General features: G+C 62.4%; 11 protein-coding genes. 4 read left to right on the plus strand and 7 right to left on the minus strand.

The features are described from left to right. Positions 1 to 39 precede the first annotated feature (39 nt). From mnmH to CKW18_RS22210, 3 genes are all read right to left on the minus strand, one after another. Positions 40 to 1,143 carry a tRNA 2-selenouridine(34) synthase MnmH gene (gene mnmH / locus CKW18_RS22200; RefSeq protein WP_095190769.1) on the minus strand — a complete coding sequence of 368 codons (1,104 nt, stop codon included), beginning with the start codon at positions 1,141 to 1,143 and terminating at the stop codon, positions 40 to 42. Further along, on the minus strand, positions 1,143 to 2,177 hold the full coding sequence (selD, locus tag CKW18_RS22205) for a selenide, water dikinase SelD (protein WP_095190770.1): 1,035 nt from the start codon (positions 2,175 to 2,177) through the stop codon (positions 1,143 to 1,145). Before selD ends, mnmH begins: the two co-directional genes overlap by 1 nt. 240 nt (positions 2,178 to 2,417) lie before the next feature. Beyond that, positions 2,418 to 12,941, minus strand: coding sequence for an autotransporter-associated beta strand repeat-containing protein (locus CKW18_RS22210; RefSeq protein ID WP_095190771.1), 10,524 nt, complete (start codon positions 12,939 to 12,941; stop codon positions 2,418 to 2,420). Between the two features lie 452 nt (positions 12,942 to 13,393). On the opposite strand from CKW18_RS22210, the gene CKW18_RS22215 reads away from it, so the two are divergent. Both CKW18_RS22215 and CKW18_RS22220 read left to right on the plus strand, forming a co-directional pair. Beyond that, the gene (locus CKW18_RS22215) at positions 13,394 to 14,353 is read left to right on the plus strand and encodes a nucleoside-specific channel-forming protein Tsx (RefSeq protein WP_095190772.1); all 960 of its coding nucleotides are present in this window, start codon (positions 13,394 to 13,396) and stop codon (positions 14,351 to 14,353) included. 15 nt (positions 14,354 to 14,368) lie between these two features. Next, positions 14,369 to 15,391 (plus strand): purine nucleoside permease, encoded by a 1,023-nt coding sequence (locus CKW18_RS22220; RefSeq protein ID WP_095190773.1) that lies wholly within the window; start codon positions 14,369 to 14,371, stop codon positions 15,389 to 15,391. Between the two features lie 73 nt (positions 15,392 to 15,464). Here CKW18_RS22220 and CKW18_RS22225 read toward each other — a convergent pair whose 3' ends face one another. From CKW18_RS22225 to CKW18_RS22235, 3 genes are all read right to left on the minus strand, one after another. Continuing rightward, on the minus strand, positions 15,465 to 16,466 hold the full coding sequence (locus CKW18_RS22225; protein WP_095190774.1) for a zinc-binding alcohol dehydrogenase family protein: 1,002 nt from the start codon (positions 16,464 to 16,466) through the stop codon (positions 15,465 to 15,467). Between the two features lie 31 nt (positions 16,467 to 16,497). After that, a complete protein-coding gene (locus CKW18_RS22230; RefSeq protein ID WP_007969534.1) occupies positions 16,498 to 16,671 on the minus strand; it encodes a DUF1427 family protein in 174 nt (57 codons plus the stop codon). Positions 16,672 to 16,895: 224 nt separating this feature from the next. Next, positions 16,896 to 17,678, minus strand: coding sequence for a helix-turn-helix domain-containing protein (locus tag CKW18_RS22235; protein WP_095190775.1), 783 nt, complete (start codon positions 17,676 to 17,678; stop codon positions 16,896 to 16,898). Positions 17,679 to 17,814: 136 nt separating this feature from the next. Here CKW18_RS22235 and CKW18_RS22240 point away from each other — a divergent pair, with 136 nt between their 5' ends. Then, on the plus strand, positions 17,815 to 18,042 hold the full coding sequence (locus tag CKW18_RS22240) for a DUF6555 family protein (protein WP_095190776.1): 228 nt from the start codon (positions 17,815 to 17,817) through the stop codon (positions 18,040 to 18,042). Positions 18,043 to 18,082: 40 nt separating this feature from the next. Beyond that, positions 18,083 to 18,355, plus strand: coding sequence for a hypothetical protein (locus CKW18_RS22245; RefSeq protein ID WP_095190777.1), 273 nt, complete (start codon positions 18,083 to 18,085; stop codon positions 18,353 to 18,355). 23 nt (positions 18,356 to 18,378) lie between these two features. On the opposite strand, the gene CKW18_RS22250 is transcribed toward CKW18_RS22245, so the two are convergent. Beyond that, on the minus strand, positions 18,379 to 18,546 hold the full coding sequence (locus CKW18_RS22250) for a metallothionein (protein ID WP_080750761.1): 168 nt from the start codon (positions 18,544 to 18,546) through the stop codon (positions 18,379 to 18,381). Positions 18,547 to 18,833: the final 287 nt, after the last annotated feature.

Below are 18,833 nucleotides of genomic sequence, written 5' to 3' on the forward strand. Positions count from 1 at the left end.
GGGAGCGAGCCTGCTCGCGAAGAGGCCGGTAAACCAGCCTCAATCTTTCAGAATGACCCGCTCGCGCAAATATTCGATAACCGCCGCGCGCTCCCCCGCAAACTCGATCCGCCCACCCTTCTTCTCCCGCTGAAACACATACATCGGGTCGTAATACTCGCGCAGCAACCCCTCGATCCAGCCGCGATGCAGATCCACCGCGCCACTGCGCGCCTGCTCGGCCAACGCCGCTTCCATCAAATCAAACATGCGCCGATGCCGCTCACCACCGAGGCGCTTCTGCACGTTGTTCAGGCTTTCCAGCAAGCGCTCGGAGAACAACGCAAAGCCTTCCTCGCCATGCACCTGCGAAAACTCCGCCGACAAATCCACCACGTAATCACGCAGGATGCGCTCGACACGATCGGCAAAACTGTCCTCCAGCCAAACCATCGGGTACTGCTGCATGCCTTGATACAACGGTAGCGGCAACGCACAACTGCCCACCACCCGGCTCTCGTCTTCCAGCACAAACTGGCCGATACCGGCGTCGTGTTTCTTGAGAATGTCGATGGCCAGACGGTTCTCAAAATCGATATTCGACGGCTGCCCCGTGGCACGTTTGCCGAAACTGGAACCGCGATGATTGGCATGCCCTTCCAGATCCAGCCCGTTTTGCAACTGCACCAGCACTTCGGTTTTACCCGTGCCGGTCATGCCGCCGAGCAAAACGAAATCACACTGCGTGATGGCGTGCTCAAGGGTATCGATCAGGAAATTGCGCATCGCCTTGTAACCGCCGCCGACGCGCGGATAGTCAATGCCGGCTTCGTCACGCAGCCACTGCTGGGTGATCTGCGAGCGCAAGCCGCCACGAAAACAATAGAGATAACCCTCGGGATGGCTTCGGGCGAAGTCGGCCCAGGCCTGGATGCGCTCGGCCTTCACCGCGCCGGACACCAGTTGATGACCCAATTCGATGGCCGCTTGCTGCCCGTGCAGTTTGTAGCAGGTGCCGATCTTCTGCCGCTCGATGTCGTTCATCAGCGGCAGATTGATCACGCCGGGAAACGCGCCTTTGTGAAACTCGACCGGCGCGCGGGCATCCATCAGCGGCCGGTCGTTGAGGAAGATGTCACGGTAATCCGTGCAGTCGCGGAGCATCAAATCACCTCGACTGCGTTCGTCTGTCGCTCAACCAGTTCGCCAATCGGCGCCAGGTTCAGGCTCAGTTCGGCGGCGACCGCGAGGAACTCGTCATTGCCTTCAGGCGTGACGGCAATCAACAGACCGCCACTGGTTTGCGGGTCGCACAGCACGCGTTTGTGCAGCTCCTGCACACGGCCGACCTTGCTCGAATAACTGTCGAAGTTGCGCAGCGTGCCGCCGGGGACGCAGCCCTGATCGAGGTAATACTCGACGCTGTCCAGACGCGGCACCAGGTCATAACGGATACGCGCGGTCAGGTGGCTGCCATCGGCCATTTCCACCAGATGCCCGAGCAAACCGAAACCGGTGACGTCGGTCATCGCGGTGACACCGGCCAGCTTGCCGAAGCGACTGCCGGGCTTGTTCAGCGTACACATCCAGTCGCGGGCGACACCGACGTCGCTGAGGCGCAACTTGCCCTTCTTCTCGGCGGTGGTGAGGATGCCGATACCCAGCGGTTTGGTCAGGTACAGCAGGCAACCGGCGGTGGCGGTGTCGTTGCGCTTCATGTGGCGTTTTTCCACAAGGCCGGTGACCGCGAGGCCAAAGATCGGCTCCGGCGCATCGATCGAATGCCCGCCCGCCAGGGGGATGCCAGCGGCGTCGCACACTGCACGCCCACCCCGAATCACTTCCCGTGCGACCTCCGGCGCCAGCACATTCACCGGCCAGCCGAGGATCGCAATCGCCATCAACGGATCACCGCCCATAGCATAGATGTCGCTGATCGCATTGGTCGCGGCGATACGGCCGAAGTCGAAGGGGTCATCGACAATCGGCATGAAAAAGTCAGTGGTCGACACCACACCGCGCTCGGCATCGATCTCGTACACGGCCGCGTCATCGCGCGAGGCATTGCCGACCCACAGTTTCGGATCAAGGTTCTGCGCGCCGCTGCCGGCCAGAATCACCTCCAGCACCTGCGGGGAAATCTTGCAGCCGCAACCGGCGCCGTGGCTGTATTGGGTCAGACGAATCGGCTCGCTCATGGGTCAGTCTCAGGCTGTTGATGGGGGCGATTCTAGCAGAGCGCGAGGCAGCAGATTTTTGCACTGACTGAGCGGCCCCTTCGCGAGCAGGCTCGCTCCCACATTTGCCCCGCACTCCCCTGTGGGAGCGAGCCTGCTCGCGAAGGCAATCGAACAGTCACCACAAGCATCGTGTTGCCAAAGAATTTGCAGGCAAAAAAAACCGCCCTTTCGGGCGGCTAAAAGTGCTTCGACCCTAATTCAGAAGCCAAGGCTGAAGCTGATGGTCATCGCGTGGTCATTGCTGTCGTTCGACAATTGGCCCGAGTAGCCGACCCCGAGTTTGCCGGTCGGGCTGATCTGGAAGTCGACACCCGCTTCGACAATCGCGCTGTCCTTGGCAATCGGTACGCCCTGAGTGCTGAACGAGGCGCCGCCGTCGATGAAGGTCAGGTCGGCGTCGGGTTTGGTATCGCCGAAGGCATGCCGCCAGCCGACAGCCGCACGCGGGGTGAATTGCCCGCCGTTGGCCAGGGTGATGACTTTGCCGGCGCGCAGGCCGAGGGTCGAGAAGGTGATGTCTTGATCGGCATCGGCCTTCAGGCGCCCTACTCCGCCTTTTTCCTTGGCCTTGTCGGTGTCGTAGTTGACGTAAGCGAGACCGGCGAACGGTTCCAGGGCAATGCCGGCGGCGTCGATGGTGTAACCGACTTCGCCAAACACCTGAGCGCTGCGTGCATCGTAGTTGGCCTTCAAACGGTCGTTGTAGGTGCCGACGCTGACGTCGCGTTTGGTCTCGATGTCGTGCCAGCTGTAAGCCGCGCCGAGGCGCACGGCCAGCGCATCGAACTGCGAGTTAAGGTACGCCGCCAGGTGATAGCTCTCGACCGTGGCATCCGAGCGACGATCATGCGCGTCCAGATCGCTGCGGGTGTAACCGGCAGCCATGCCCACGCGCCACTGGTCATCGAGCTGCTTGTCGGTGCCGAGCATGAAGCCGCTGAGGTTACGGTCGAGCTTGGCGCTGTTGCTGTCGCCATCCGATTCACCCCAGGCACCGAGTGCGCGAGCCCAGCCGACCATTTCACCGTGGCAACCGTTACTGCTCAGTTGGTTATCGCCAGGCGCCAGGGCACGACGTGGATCATCTGCGGCGCTGCACGAAGGCTGACGCATGCGATCGTTAACGGCGTCGCGTACATAACGCGAATCCTCAAGGATCGCACTGGCGGTACTCGCGTGGATTTCGCCAGACAGGCTGTCGAAGGCGTTACGCGCGCCAGCCACGCTGAGGTTGACGATCTGGTTTTGCAACGCAGCGCCCGCCGCACCGTTACGCGACAACGCCAAAGCGGTACTGCGTTGATTCCCTGTGGCCGCGACATCAGCGAACGAGTTGCCGTTGCGGCTCACCGCCAGACTGACCGACTTGTCGCCGTAAACCAGCGAGCTGTCGAGGAAGGCGTATTGCGGCAGATCCGTGCTGGTGAAGGTGCCTGTCACACCTCCGCCGGCGGTGATCAGCGAGTACACGGTGTTACCCGTGAACGGCGCGAGCGAATTGACCTGCAAACCACCGCCAAGGGCCGCTGTGCCACCGACTGCCAGCGGTGTAGCGGTGGGTGAACTGATGGTCAGCGCCAACACACCGGTTGGCGCATTGCTCAGATTGCCGGCAACGCTCAGGGTGCCAGCCTCGCCACCTGAAACCACCAGACCATTGTTGACCACCGACCCGACGCTGCCGTTACCGCTCAGCGCAGCGCCGTTGGCCACGGTGACTTGCCCACCCAACGAGGCACGCGCCGAGCGGCTGCCGACTTGCAGCACGCCTTGATCGACCGCCACGGTGCCGCTGAACGGATTGTCACCGGTCAACAACAAGGTGCCCGTGCCGCGTTTGAGCATGGCGCCGAGCCCGCGCAACGACCCGTTAAATTGCCCGTTGAAGTTCTGCACGAACAACAGCGAAGCGTTGTTGAGGATGTTGCCTTGCAAGCTGGTGGTATTACCGACCAGCGTACCGCCGCTGACAGTCGTGCCACCGCTGTAAGTGTTGGCGCCGCTCAACACCAGAGTCCCGGAGTCGAGCTTCTCGATGCCGCCCGTGCCCACCAGCGGTGTGGAAATTTCCGCGCTGCCACCAGCATTCACCCGCACCGGTGCGAGGCTGCCGTCTGCACCGTTGACCGGCGTCAGCGTACTGCCAGCGCCCGGGACCAGGCTGTAGCCGCCGGAGAGGAATTGCAGGCCGGTGAAGTTCTGATTGCCCTGCACGGTAACCGTACCCGCCTGACCACCGAACACGGCGAACTGACCATTTGATGCCAGGGCCTGCGTGCCGCTCGGATCGGTCCAGTTGGTGCCCGGCCCCCACACACCGCTACCGCCGCCGATGCTGCCATCGGGATTGGTGGTGCCGCCATTCCAGAACTGCACCTCACCCGGCGAGCCTTGCACCAGCAGGTTGATCTGGTTGGCGATGGCGGTTTGCAGGGTCAGGTTGGCCGCCGAGACCGGCAAGCTGCCGTAGACCAGACCGTTGTCGGTCAGGCTGCCGCCGTAACTGAACAGTTGATACACCCCGGTACCGAAACCGCCGGCGTTGCTGACGTTCAGCGTACCGTCGAGGGTCAGGTTGCCGGCGACGTTGACCACTGTTGTAGAGCTGGTGGCCGAGCCGAGGCTGAAGTCCAGATTGGTGCCCGAGGACAAGGCCAGCGAACCGACCGACAACGGCGTCGCGGTGCCGCCGCCGGCCAGAGTCGCGCCGTCGGCCAGTTGCACGGCGCCAGCGAATTGACCGCTGCCACCTATGCCTGCGCCGCTGGCAACGTTGACATTGGCGCTGTTGAGCACGCCGTTGACAGTCAGTTTGCCGGCCTGCACCGAGGTGTTGCCGGTGAAGCTGTTGTTGCCAGTCAGGAGCAATTGGCCGCTGCCGGTTTTGTTCAGCGTACCGGCGCCGGTGAGGTTGCCGGTGTAGCTGCCGTCGGTGTTTTGCTCGAAGGTCAGCGCCGCGTTGTTGACGATTGCACCTTGCAGGCTGCTGGTGTCGCCGCGCGTGGTGCCGCCGTTCAGCGTGGTGCCACCGCTGTAGGTATTGGCGCCGCTGAGCACCAGATCACCCGTACCGTTTTTCACCAGACTGCCGGTGCCGGTGACGGCGCCGAGCAGCGTGGTGTTCTGGGTGCCGGCCAGGGTCAGTTGCGCACCAAGGTTGATGGCATTCGCCAACTGCAGCGCCGAGGTGCTGTCGAGGGTGCCGTTGCCGGTGACGTTGAGCGCCCCGCTGCTGATCGCACTGTTGTTGCCGAGAATCAGCGTGCCGCCCGCAAGCTGAGTGCCACCGCTGTAGGTGTTGCTACCGTTGAGGGTCAGGCTCGAAGCGCCGGCCTTGATCAGGCTGCCGCTGCCGCTGACCACGCCGCCGAGGGTCAAGGCATTGGAACCGGCAACGGTCAGACCACCGTTGACGACCACGTCGTTGCTCAGACTGACGGCCGCGTTGCTGTCCAGCGCCGTGCCGTCAGCAGCGGTCAACACGCCAGTGCCGAGCGCGGCGTTGTTGCCGACCACGATTTTTCCGCCGTTCAGCGCGGTGCCACCGGTGTAGCCGTTGGCGGCGTTGAGCACCAGCGTACCGCTATCGTATTTGCCCAGCGTGCCGCTGCCGTTGAGCGCGACACCGATGGTTGCCGTGGCGTTGGGGTCAACCCGCACCGTGGCATTGCCCAGCGAACCGTTGACCAGATTCAGCGAGCCCGCCGTGCCATTCACCAGGCTGTAGCCGTCAGTGACGAACTGCATGCCGGTGCTGGTTTGCGCACCGTTAACGGTCACTGTGCCGGCCGCGCCCTGGAACACTGCGAAACTGTTGGTCCAGGCCTGATTGGTGGTGCCGTTGACGTCGGTCCAGTTAGTGGTGCCGGTGCCCCAAGTGCCGCTGCCGCCCTCGACGGAACCATTGGCCACCAGTTGGTTGCCGTCCCAGAACTGCACGGTGACGCCCGGTGCAGTCACCAGCAGGTTGATCTGATTGGCCAGCGCAGTTTGCAGTTGCAGATCGCCCGGGCTGACGCTTCCCGGTAACGTGCCGAAGAGCATGCCGTTGTCGGTCAGGCCGCCGGTGTAGTCGATCAGGCGATAGACGCCGCTGCCAAAACCACCGATATCACTGACGTTGAGGGTACCGTCGAGGGTCAGGTTGCCGCCAACATTGATCAGCGCATTGCCGCCGCCGGACACCGGGGTGCCGAGGCCGACGTCGAAGTTGGAGTTACCGTTGAACAGCAGCGAACTGACGCTCAGCGTACTGCCGGTGACGCCCGCCAGATGCCCGCCATCGGCCACCGTCACGGCACCGCTCAAGGTGCCGTTGCCACCGAGAGTGCCGCCGCTGTTGACCAGCACATTGCCGCTGGCCAGTGAGCCGTTGACCTGCAAGGTGCCGGCGTTGACGTTGGTGTCACCGGTCAGGTCGCTGATACCGCTGAGGGTCAGGGTGCCGCTGCCGAGTTTGCTCAGGCTGCCGTCACCGCTGAGGATGCCGGCGAAAGTGCTGCTGACGTTGTTGCCGCCCAGGCTCAACGTATTGCCCGTGCCGATCAGCGCCGTGCCGCTGCCAGTGAGGCTGGCGAGGCTGGCCGATGCACCGAGATTGAGCGCCGCGCCGCCCGCGAGATTGACCGTGGCGTTGTTGCCCAGCGCCGCGCTACTCAGTGTGGTCAGGCTGCCGGACGCCACATCGAAGGTGCCGCTGAAAGTGTTGCTGCCGCTCAACGTCACGTCGGACAGACCGTTCTTGGTCAACGTGCCGGCGCCGGCAATCACGCCACCGAGGGTCAGGTTGTTGCTACCGGCCAGAGCCAGATTGGCATTGACGTTGAGGTTGTTGGCCAGCACCAGTGGCGCGGTGTTGTCGAGGGTCGAAGCGCCGGCCACGGTCAGCGCGCCGCTGCCCAAAGAGCCGCCAGTGCCAAGGGTCAACGTACCGGCATTCAGTGTGGTGCCGCCGGTGAAGGTGTTGATGCCGTTGAGTGTCAGGTTCGACGCGCCGTCCTTGATCAAGCCACCCGCGCCGCTGACCACACCTGCGAGGGTTAGATTGTTGCTGCCGGTGTTGCTCAGATTGGCGTTGAGCACGACGTTGTTGCCCAGGCTTAGCGCGCTGTTGCTGTCCAGCGCCGAGGCACCCGCCACGGTCAGGTTGCCCAGACCCAGTGCCGAGTTGCTGCCAGCAGTCAGGGTGCCCGCGTTCAGGGTGGTGCCGCCGAGGAAGTTGTTATTGCCGCTCAGGGTCAGCTTGGCCGCGCCGTTTTTAGTCAGGCTGCCGGCCCCGTTGATCGTGCCGGCAAGGGTCAGATCCGCCGTGCCGCCGATGCCGAGATTGCCAGCCAGATTGACCGCGTTGTTGACCGAAACGGCGGTGGCGGCATCCAGCGTGGTGCCGCCCGCCGCGTTCAGCGTGCCCGAGCCCAGCGCCGAGTTCGACGCCAGAATCAGTCCTCCGGCGTTCAAGGCTACCGGGCCAAGGAAGGCATTGTTGCCGCCGAGGGTCAGGTTCGCCGTGCCGGTTTTGATCAGGCCACCCGTGCCGCCAATCACGCCATTGAGGGTCAGCGCATTGCTGCCGACCACGGTGAGATTGCCGTTGAGCGTTGCGGCGTTGCCGAGGGTCACCACCGCGTTGCTGTCCAGTTGCGTGCCGGCATTCGCCGTCAACGTTCCGGTGCCGAGTGCGGTGTTGCTGCCGACGATGATCTTGCCGCCGTCCAGTTGCGTGCCGCCGGTATAAGTGTTGGCACCACCGAGCACCAGCGTGCCGGCGTCGAGTTTATTAAGGATGCCGCTGCCATCGATATTGGCATTGATGGTCGCCGTCACGCCCGGATCGACGCGCAACGAAGTGGTGCCGCCGGTGCCGTTGACCGCTGTGAGTTGTCCCGCTGCACCGTTGACCAGGTTGTAGCCGTCAGTGAGGAACTGCATGCCGGTGAACGCCTGCGTGCCGTTCACCGTCACCGTGCCGGCGGTGCCCTGGAACACCGCGAAGTCGCCAGCCCATGGCTGATTGACCAGACCGTTGGCGTCGGTCCAATTGGTGCCGACCGCGCTCCAGGTACCGCTGCCGCCATCGACAACACCGTTGGCAATCGTCTGGCTGCCATCCCAGTAACGGATATTGGAGTTCGGCGCCGACACTTGAATGTTGATCTGATTGGCCACGCCCGTCTGCACAATCAAATCGCCGAGACCATAGCCGACCGGCACGCTGGCGACATCAAGACCCAGATTGGTCAGCGCACCGGTGTAGTTGAACAGGCGATACACGCCAACGCCGAAACCGCCGGCGTCGGTGACGTTGAGATTACCGTCGAGGGTGAGGTTGCCGCCGATGTTCATCAGCGAGGCGGTCGAGGGTGTGCCCAGCGCCACATCGACGTTGCTGCCGGCACCGAGAGTCAGCGCACTTGCCGACAAGGTATTGCCCGACGAAAGCGCCAGATGCCCGCCATTGTTGATGTTCACCGTGCCTAGCGCCGAACCGGTACCGGTCAGGGTACCGCCGGTGTTGACGTTGACCTGCGCGCTGGCCAGCGAACCGCTGAGATCCACGGTGCCGCCATTGATCGCGGTGTTGCCGGTGATGCCATTGATTCCGGTGAGGCTCAGGGTGCCGGTGCCGACCTTGATCAGGCCACCGCTGCCACTGAGGCCGCCGTCGAACGTGCTGGTGACGTTGCCGCTGCCGACGGTCAGCGTGTTGCTGCCGGTGAGCTGCACGTCGCCGCTGCCGGTCAGCGCGCCGAGGCTGGCGTCGCTGCCCAGATTCAGGCCGGCACCAGCGCTGATATTCACGCCTGCGGTGTTGCCCAGCGCATTGCTGTTCAACGTGGTGACGCTGCCAGAGACGATGTTCAGCGCGCCGGTGAAGGTGTTGTTGCCGGCCAGGGTCAGGTCCGACAGACCGTTTTTGGTCAGGTTGCCGGCGCCATCGATGATGCCGTTGAGGCTCAGGTCGTTGTTGCCCGCGACGGTCAGACCGGCGTTCAACGTGATCGCATTGCCGATGCCGAACGAGGCGCTGTTATCCAGGGTCGCCGCGCCGCCAACAATCAACGCGCCAGTGCCCAAGCCGTTGGCATTGCCCAGGGTCAGGGTGCCGCCGTTCAGAGTCGTACCGCCGCTGAAGGTGTTGTTGCCGTTGAGGGTCAGGTTGGCCGCGCCATTCTTGATCAACTGCCCGGTGCCGCTGGTGACGCCGCCGAGGGTCAGGTTTTGCGTCCCCCCCACGGTCAGTGCAGCGTTGAGCGCGACGCCATTGTTGAGGCTGACCAGCGGCGAGTTGCTGTCCAGTGTTGCCGCGCCAGCGACGGTCAGTGCGCCGGAGCCCAATGCCGAACTGTTGCCAACGGTCAGCGTGCCGGCGTTCAGGGTCGTGCCACCGAGGAAGTTATTGGCCGCGTTGAGAATCAGATTGGCCGTACCGTTTTTCACCAGACTGCCAGCACCGCTGACCAGGCCGGTCAGGGTCAGATTCGCCGTGCCGCCGACGTTCAAGGCACCGGCCAATGCCACCGCGTTGTTCAGGCTGACGGCGGTGTTGGCGTCCAGCGTGGTGCCTGCCGCCGCGTTCAATGTGCCGGAGCCCAATGCGGTGTTGCTGCCGACCGTCAGTTTGCCGGTGTTCAGCGCGGTGTTGCCGAAATAGGTGTTGGCGCCGTTGAGGGTCAGGTCGGCGGCGCCGTTCTTGACCAATCCGCCGATACCGGCGACCACGCCACCGAGGGTCAGCGCATTGGTGCCGCCAAGGGTCAGGGTGCCGCCGAGGTTGACGTTGTTGGCCAGGGTTGCCGCAGTGTTGGCATCCAGCGTGGTGCCGTTCGACGCATTCAGTGTGCCGGTGCCGAGGGCCGTGCTGGAGCCGACCACCAGCGAGCCGGCATTCAGCGCGGTGGTGCCGGTGTAGGTGTTGTTGCCGTTGAGGGTCAGGCTTGAGGCGCCGGTCTTGATCAGGCCGTTAGCGCCGCTGATTACGCCGCCCAGGGTCAGCGCGTTGGCGCCGCCAGCGGTGAGGTTGGCGTTGAGAATCACGTTGTTGTTCAGGGTCACGGCCGAACTGCTGTTGAGCGTGCCCGCACCTTCCACCGACAAGGTGCCAGTGCCCAGTGCGGCGCTGTTGCCGACGGTGAGGCTGCCAGCATTCAGCATGGTGCCGCCGCTGTAGGTGTTGGTGCCGTTAAGAGTGAGATTGGCGGCGCCGTTTTTCACCAGTTGGCTGGCGCCGCTGATCACCCCGCCGAGGGTCAGCGCGTTACTACCACCGATCCCCAGGCTGTTGTTGAGAATGACGGCATTGTTCAGGGTCACCGCCGCATTACTGTCGAGGGTAGCTACACCGCCCACGGTGATGTTGCCGCTACCCAGCGCCGCGTTGGCGCCTGCGGTGATCGTACCGGCGTTCAGCGCAATGGCACCGAGAAAGGTGTTGGCGCCATTGAGTATCAGGTTGGCCGCGCCGTTTTTGGTCAGCCCGCCGCTGCCGCTGACGATGCCGCCGAGGGTCAGGTTGGCGCTGCCGCCGACGTTGAGATTGCCGCCGAGCGAAACCGCGTTGGTCAGTGCGACTGCGGTGCTGGCGTCGAGCGTGGTGCCCGCCGCCGTGGTCAGCGCGCCAGTGCCCAGCGCAGTATTGGAACCGACAATCAACGTGCCGGCATTAAGCGCAGTACCGCCGGAGAAGGTGTTGTTGCCGCTGAGGTTGAGGTTCGCGGTGCCGTTCTTGATCAGATTGCCGACGCCACTGACGACACCACTCAGGCCCAATGCTTGCGTGCCACCAACGGTCAGTCCCCCTGCGAGCGCGACGGCGTTGGCCAGGGTCACCGCCGTCGTCGCATCCAGCGTGGTGCCCGCCGCCGCGTTCAACGCGCCAGTGCCCAGTGCGGTGTTGCTGCCGACGAACAGGCTGCCGCCGTTGAGTAGCGTGTTGCCGGCATTGGTGTTGTTCCCCGTCAGGGTCAGGCTGGCGGTGCCGGATTTGGTAATCCCGCCGGTACCGGACAACACGCCGCCCAGGGTCAGCGCATTGCTACCGAGCACGTTGAGGGCGCCAGTCATGGCGATGTTGTTGGCCAAGGTCACGTTGGCGGTGCTGTCCAGGCTGGTGCCAGCGGCAGTGTTCAGTGCGCCGCTGCCCAGCGAGTTGTTGTTGGTCACCAGCAGGCTGCCGGCACTGAGGGTGGTGGTGCCGGTGAAACCGCTGTTGGCGCCGCTGACGGTCAGGCTGCCGGTGCCGGTTTTGCTCAGGCCGCCGCTGCCGGTGATCAAACCGCCGAGGGTCAGTGCGCCAGTGCCGCCGGCGGTCAAGGTGCCGCCGAGGCTGATGGCGTTGGCAAGGCTGATCGTGCCCGGTGCGCTCAACGTCGTCGCGCCGGTGACGTTGAGGCTGCCGCTGCTGAAGGCCTGATTGTTGCTGACTTGCACCGTGCCGCCATTGAGCGTGGTGTTGCCCAGATAGGTGTTGGCGGCGCTGAGGTTTAGCTGGCCGGTGCCGGCCTTGGTGAAACCGCCGCTGCCGGAAATCACCCCGCTCAGGGTGGTGGCATTGCCGCCTTGTACCGTGACGCCGCCGGCACCGACGGAAATCAGATTGCTGATGTTCAACCCGGCATTACTGGCCTGCAGAATCCCGCCGTTGGACGTGAGCACGCCGCTGCCGAAGGTGGCGTTGTTATTGAAATTCGCGATACCGCCGTTGAGCGTGGTCGCGCCGCTGACCAATGGCCCCTGCAAGGTCCAGGTGCCACTGTTGAGGGTCAGGTTGTTGAAGTTGACGTAGGTGGCGCTCGACGCCGTGCCAGTCCCAGTGATACCGCCGCCGACGCCGGCCGGGTTTTGCAGGATCAGACTGTTGGTGCCGCCCAAACCACCATCGACCGTGCCGGTCGGGGCGAACGTCAGGTTGATGTTGATCAGGCCGCCAAGCCCGACACTGACTTGCACGCCGTCACCGACCTGCACCGAAGAACCGGTCACCGCGGTGAAGGTGTTGGTGCTCGCCGCGCCCATCGACACACCGCCCGTGATGGCGCCGGCGTTGGTGAAGGTATTGCCCGCCGCCGAGGTTTCGAAGGCAATCCGGCCGTTGATGACACCGGTGTTGCTGTTGGTCATGTTGACCTGCGAGCCACCGTAGACGCCGATCACCGGGGTGTCGGCCAGGGTGATGCCACCGATCGAAAGTCCGGTCGAGGTAATGGTGCCGTTGTTGGTGAGGGTGGTGGTGCCGGCAGCGGCGTTGTTCACCGCGATGGCCAGGCCATTGATGCTGGTCAGGTTAAGCCCGAGCAACATGCCGGTACCGCGCATGATCGCGCCCGTATTGTTGAGCACATTGACCGTGCTGGTCGCGCCGTTTCCGATAAATGCACCGCCGCTCAACACCGATATCAGACCAAGGACTGCCGGATCCATGATGCCGGAGTTGTTCAGGGTGATGTCGACCCCCGTCAGGTCCATGACATGCCCGCCAAGGGTCGCGTTCATCTGCGCGCCGCTGTTGACGTTGACCGTCAGGTTGTTCGTGGCACTGGCGAAGTCGTTGGGAACCAGTGGCAGTGGCGGCACCCCCGTACACGTCACGATTGAACCGGCCGTGGAGCATGTGGCCAACGCAGGTGCGCTGACGCCGCCGAACAACAGCCCGGCAACGCTCAAATGCACAGCAAGGGAAAGAGGGGAAAAACGCGAAACGAGGGCGACACCAAACCTTGCTTCCACGGGCTACTCCTTGTCGTGGCCAACTTCTTCCTTGAAGGCGTGCAAAGCCTTACTTATTCCACACGCGACTCAAGACTGCGACGGTCATCACAAAACCGTTGATTGGGGACAAAGCTAGTAGACGCCCAGACATGGGGCACGGATTAAATGGTGTTAATACTTTAATACTAGGCGCTCTAGGACGAGGGTTTCGATCCATAGACCGGGGGACTGGAACGCACTGCAATCCCCACGTGGGAGCGAGCCTGCTCGCGAAAGCGCTGTGTCTGCGAAGGGTTTTCAAGCTGGCACGACGCCTTCGTGAGCAAGCCCGCTCCCACAGGGATTTTTAACGTCTGGAAGAAACTGGTACGTGTTATGCAAACGTTTGCTAACCGTCAATCACGGCATTTTCGCCACACATCCAACTGGCCCGCAGAATTCGGGCTTGATCCGCAAAAAAAGGACTTTGAATGCACGCCACATCCCCTCTTCGCGCCCCATTTGCGCGCACGTTTGCTGTTTCCTTGCTACTGACCGGCGTTACCGGAGTTCTCAGCCATGATGCTCTGGCTCAACCCGCGCCTTCGGAAGAATCCGCCCAAGGTGAAACCCTCAGCCCCGAAGCCAGCCCACCGAAAAAAGGCGCGTACCTGTCGGACTGGTACAACCAGGACCTGATGCTGATCGGCAGCAAAGACATCAGCTTCGGTCCGCAACCGGCCGACGACATCTATCTGGAATACGAGTACTTCGGGCGCAAGGGCCCATTCGAGCTCTACGGCTACATCGACGTGCCGAAAATTTTCAATATCGGCAACAGCCACGACAAAGGTGTGTGGGATCACGGCTCACCGGTGTTCATGGAGCACGAGCCGCGCATCTCGATCGACTACCTCGCCGGCCGCAGCCTGGCCATCGGCCCGTTCAAGGAATGGTACGTAGCGTTCGACTGGATCTACGACCACGGCAGCCGCAAGGAGAACCGCGCCAACACTCTGTACAGCGGCTTCGGCACCGACATCGACACCCATTCGCGGGTCAACCTGTCGGCCAACCTGTACGGGCGTTATCAGTGGGAAAACTACGGCGCGAGCAATGAGTACTCATGGGACGGCTACCGCGCGCAGCTCAAATACATCATCCCGATCGACAAATTCAGCAACGGCGCCTCGCTGACCTACATCGGCTTCACCAACTTCGACTTTGGCTCGGACATCCACAAGGACAACCCGGCGCGCACCGCCAACGCCACGGTGGCAACCAACGTCCTGCTCTATTCGTTCACCCATTTGCGCTTCACCCTGGTCGGGCGTTATTTCCACAACGGCGGTAACTGGGAGGATGGCAGCGAGTTGAATTTCGGCGACGGCAATTTCCGCGCGCGTTCCAACGGCTGGGGTTACTACGCCGGCATCGGTTATCAGTTCTGAAATCAGGAGATTTTTATGCAAGCAATGATGCGCGTTTCACTGGCCGCTGCCGCCCTGCTCTCTTGCACTGCATGGGCGGGCGAAGCGCCGATCCAGCCGAAAGTGGTGCTGATCACCATGTTCGCCCCTGAGGCGCAAAACTGGATCGATCGGCTGCAACTCAAGCAGGAAATCCGTGTGCCGGGCCTGTCCGCCGAGTACCCGACCATCCGCTGCAACACGCAGCAGGTGTGCCTGTTGACCACTGGCATGGGCCAGACCAACGCAGCGGCCTCGACCCTGGCACTGGCCATGTCGCCGAAGTTCGACCTGCGCAAAAGCTATTTCCTGATTGCCGGCATCGCCGGGATCAGCCCCAAACACGGGACCATCGGCACCCCCGCGTGGGCGCATTATCTGGTCGAGTTCGGCACGCAATGGGAACTGGATTCCCGTGATGCGCCGTCGAGCTGGCCGACCGGCTACATCGGCATCAACACCCAAGGCCCGAACGAAAAACCGCCGCTGGATTACAAGACCGAAGTCTTCGAACTCAACCCGACCTTGCAAGCCAAGGCCTTCGCCCTGAGCCACAAGGTCGAACTGAGCGAGAGCAAGGAGTCGGCGGCGTGGCGGCTGAAATATCCATCGGCCCCAGCCAATCAGCCACCAGTCGTCACCCGCTGCGACACACTGGCCGGCAACACCTGGTTTTCCGGCACACGCCTGAGCGAACGGGCCGAGGTCTGGACCAAACTGCTGACCGACAACAAGGGCGAATACTGCACGACGCAACAGGAAGACAACTCCACCTATGAGGCCCTGCTGCGCGCCAGTCGTGAAGGCCTGGTCGATGTACAACGCCTGGCGGTAGTACGTGCCGGCTCCGACTTCGACCGTCCTGAACCGGGCGGTAGTGAAGTGGATAATTTGCTCAAATACGCCGATCAGGGCGGTTTTGTCCCGGCGCTGGAAAACCTCTACCGCGCGGGTAATCCACTGGTGCAGGACATCCTCAAGCACTGGTCAGCCTGGGAAAACGGCGTGCCTCAATCCTGATGAACTAAAGAACCTTGTCGGAGCTGGCTTGCCAGCGATGGCATCAGTGCAGTCAACATCTTCATCGGCTGCTCTAACGCCATCGCTGGCAAGCCAGCTCCCACAGGTTATGCGGTGTGACGGGGATCAGGATGACCTTGTCGCCACTGCCCTGATTCACCTCGACATACCGCGCCAAACCTTCCGCCAGCGGTGACTCGACAAGCCCTTGCGGCAGCGGCAGCAGGTCTTCATCGAAGAACCGGCGAAACTGCTCCAGCATCGCCGCGCACGCTTCAACGCCGTACAGCAGCGAATTAATCCCGACCACCGAACCGCCCTTGCGATACAACGCCAGTGCCGGCAATTGCACATGGCCGTCGACCGGCGCGGCGATGATCGCGATGCGGCCGAACGCTGCCAGTGCCGCAACCGAGGCCGGCAGCCAGAAACCGGTGGTGTCGAAAATCACGTCGGCGCCACCGCGATACACCGCGTTGACCTGCGCACCGAGATCTTCGGGCTTATCCAGTTGCAGCGTCTGATAGCCCTGCGCCTGTAACTCCTTGACCTGCTCCGGCCGCCGCGCCGCCGCCAGCAACTGCGCGCCGCGTACCTTGGCCAACGCCAACGCCGCTGTGGCCACCGCGCCGCCGCCGATCACCAGCAAACGGGTTTCGGCCGTTACCAGACTGCGCTCCAGCGCATCCCACGCCGTGGTGTACGGCACGCCGAGGCTGGCGGCCTGGGCGAAACTCAGGTGCGACGGTTTATGCGCTACGCCCTTGCCCGGCAGTTTGACGAACTGCGCGTGGGAGCCATCGGCGAAAAAGCCCAACTCGCGACCGGTGCCCCAGACTTCCTGCCCGATCAACGCCTGCGGGCCTTCGACCACCACACCGGCAAAATCCCGCCCGGGAATCCGTGGCAGCGTGGTGTAGGGAAAACGCCCGAGTACGTTCTTCACATCGCTGGGATTCAAGCCGGCAGCCTTGATCTCGACCAACACGTCATCAGCGCCCGGCACCGGCGTCGGCACCTCGACGTAACGCAGGGAAGACAAGTCGCCGGTTTTATCGAATTGCAGTGCTTTCATGGACACATCCACCGAATAAGAAAGAGGGAAATCAGGACAACCAACCGGCCACCAATTGCCGGCCCATCGGCCACAACTGTTCACCCGCGAGCATGCCCAGCAAGCCGACCAGCGCAATGGCCGGTGGGGCTGGAGAACGAAAATCCAGCGCGCCGTAAAGCAGGCCAACGCCGAGGCCGATGGCCAGCGAAATCAGGTAATTCATGGGGAGCAACTCCGCCCGTGGAAAGGAATGGGCAAAGTTTAGGGAACCGGCGGGGATGGCATCGGCCAAGGACTTCTGAATTTCGGACAAGTATCGGATGCACACCACAGAACCCTGTGGGAGCGAGCCTGCTCGCGAAAGCGGTGTGTCAGTGAAGGATGAGTCAGCTGATCCACCGCATTCGCGAGCAGGCTCGCTCCCACATTGGATCTGCGCTGGTTTGATTAATCGTGTTCCACAGCAAATTGTGAGGGCGCCACGCCCAGTTCGCGGCGGAACATGTCGCTGAAACTGCTCGGCGAATACCCCAGCTCACGGGCAATGACACTGACCGCGACACCCTGAATCAACTCCGCCACCGCCGTCGCCAGTTGCACCTGGCGCCGCCATTCGGCGAAGCCCATGCCGAGGCGGTCCTTGAACAACCGCGCCAACGTACGCACGCTGGCTCCGGCGTCATCCGCGTGCTGCTCGAAAGGAATCTCCAGCGACGGCGAGGCCATCACTGCCTGACACACGTTCATCAAGCGCCGATCGGAATCGTCCGGCAGCGGGATCTTCAACGGCGAACGCCTGGCGCGTTTCAGCTCCAGCAACGCCAACCCGACCAACGCCTCGTAATACTCAGGCTCGCCGCTGTCGCCCTGCTCCACCAGCCCGACGATCAACTCACGCAGCAACCCGCCGACCTCGATCACCTGCACCGACGGATCCAGCGTCGCCGCCAACGCCGGGCGCAGATAGATATTGCGCATCTGCAAAACCGACACCACCCGAATCCCGTGCGGTACCCCGGGAGGTAACCACACCGCCCGCTGCGGCGGCACCACCAACGCCTCATGCGGAGTCTCGACCCACATCACCCCGCTCATCGCATACAGCAACTGGCCCCAGACATGCTCATGCGGCTCAATATACAAACCACGCGGATAGGTGCGCGCCAGCGGTTGCACGGGCACATCGGTGTCACTGAGATCGGGGGGCGCGGCAAGGGCCATGGCGAGCATTCATTGGGGTTGGCGGAAGCGCCATGGTAGCGAGTCAGTCATTTCGCCGCCAACGGTAGAAACCGTCGGACAATCCGAGTGAATTTTCCCGGCGCGCCGCGATCCTTCTATTACCACAGGGAGGATTACGGGCTTTATGAACAACGCAAAACTGTTTGTCATCGATTACACCCTTCACGGCAAGCCCAAGTCGTTCATTATCCGTTCGGACAAAATGGACAACGCCGAGGCGTGGCACTGGGCAAGTTGCGACGCGGGTGTGGGTCGTATCCCGCGTTTCGGCCGTGAAAAAGTGCAGAAGACCAGTAAACCGATGGCGGAAAAATTTGGCGTGGAAAACGTCAAGTGGCGACCGGCAAGCTAGGCTTTGCCTGGCGATCGGGGACTATTCGGGGGAATGCACAATGAGCAAGATCAGCAGTCCGGCGCATCTGGATTACGGCCTGGACACATTGTTCGGGCGAATCACCAAAAGTGTCGATTGTGAGGTGGGGCTGGAAGTCGTCGAAGATGACCCGTATCGCTTTGCGCTGAGGGTGCCTGCACCGTTACCGGAGGATCTTGATCAAGCGAAAACCGTTGTGGTCAGGGTTGAGGGGCGACGATTGCAAGGCACGGTGCGGCATACCGAGCGGTTGGAAGATGAAAGTCTGAAACTGGAAGTGGAGCCTGATTAGGCTCCACTTTTTTATGCATGCCGTTACTTCGGATGCGCGCAATGACAGCCTTTGCTTGAGCACTCCTCGCCACTTTTGTGGTGGTGGGCGCAGGCTTCGCAGCAGTAGTGTTTGCCGTGCACGGCGTAGGAATGTTCACCTTCCTTGATGGTGCACTTGCATCCCGGACAATCGCATTTTCTATCAGGCATGGGACAGACTCCTTCAGTGGTGGTTGTCTGAGGCTTTTAGGGCAAGCCGTAGGAATCAGTGTAGGAGCTGGCGAAGGTTGCGATCTTTTGATTTTGGGTTTTGGGTTTTGGGGGCATATCCGTTGCTGCGGGTGTTGCCGCTGGCGGTTTCGCTCTTACAGCCATCCCTTTCAAGGTCTTTTAGTTTTGGCAGCCTTGATTACTCTGTCCGTTGAAACATGCGCATGCACCGCCGTGCCTTGGACCCATGTCTTGGGCTTAGGCACCTTGGGGCCACGGGGGCTTTT

It is taken from the genome of Pseudomonas sp. Irchel 3E19 (assembly GCF_900187585.1).
GTDB lineage: Bacteria > Pseudomonadota > Gammaproteobacteria > Pseudomonadales > Pseudomonadaceae > Aquipseudomonas > Aquipseudomonas baetica.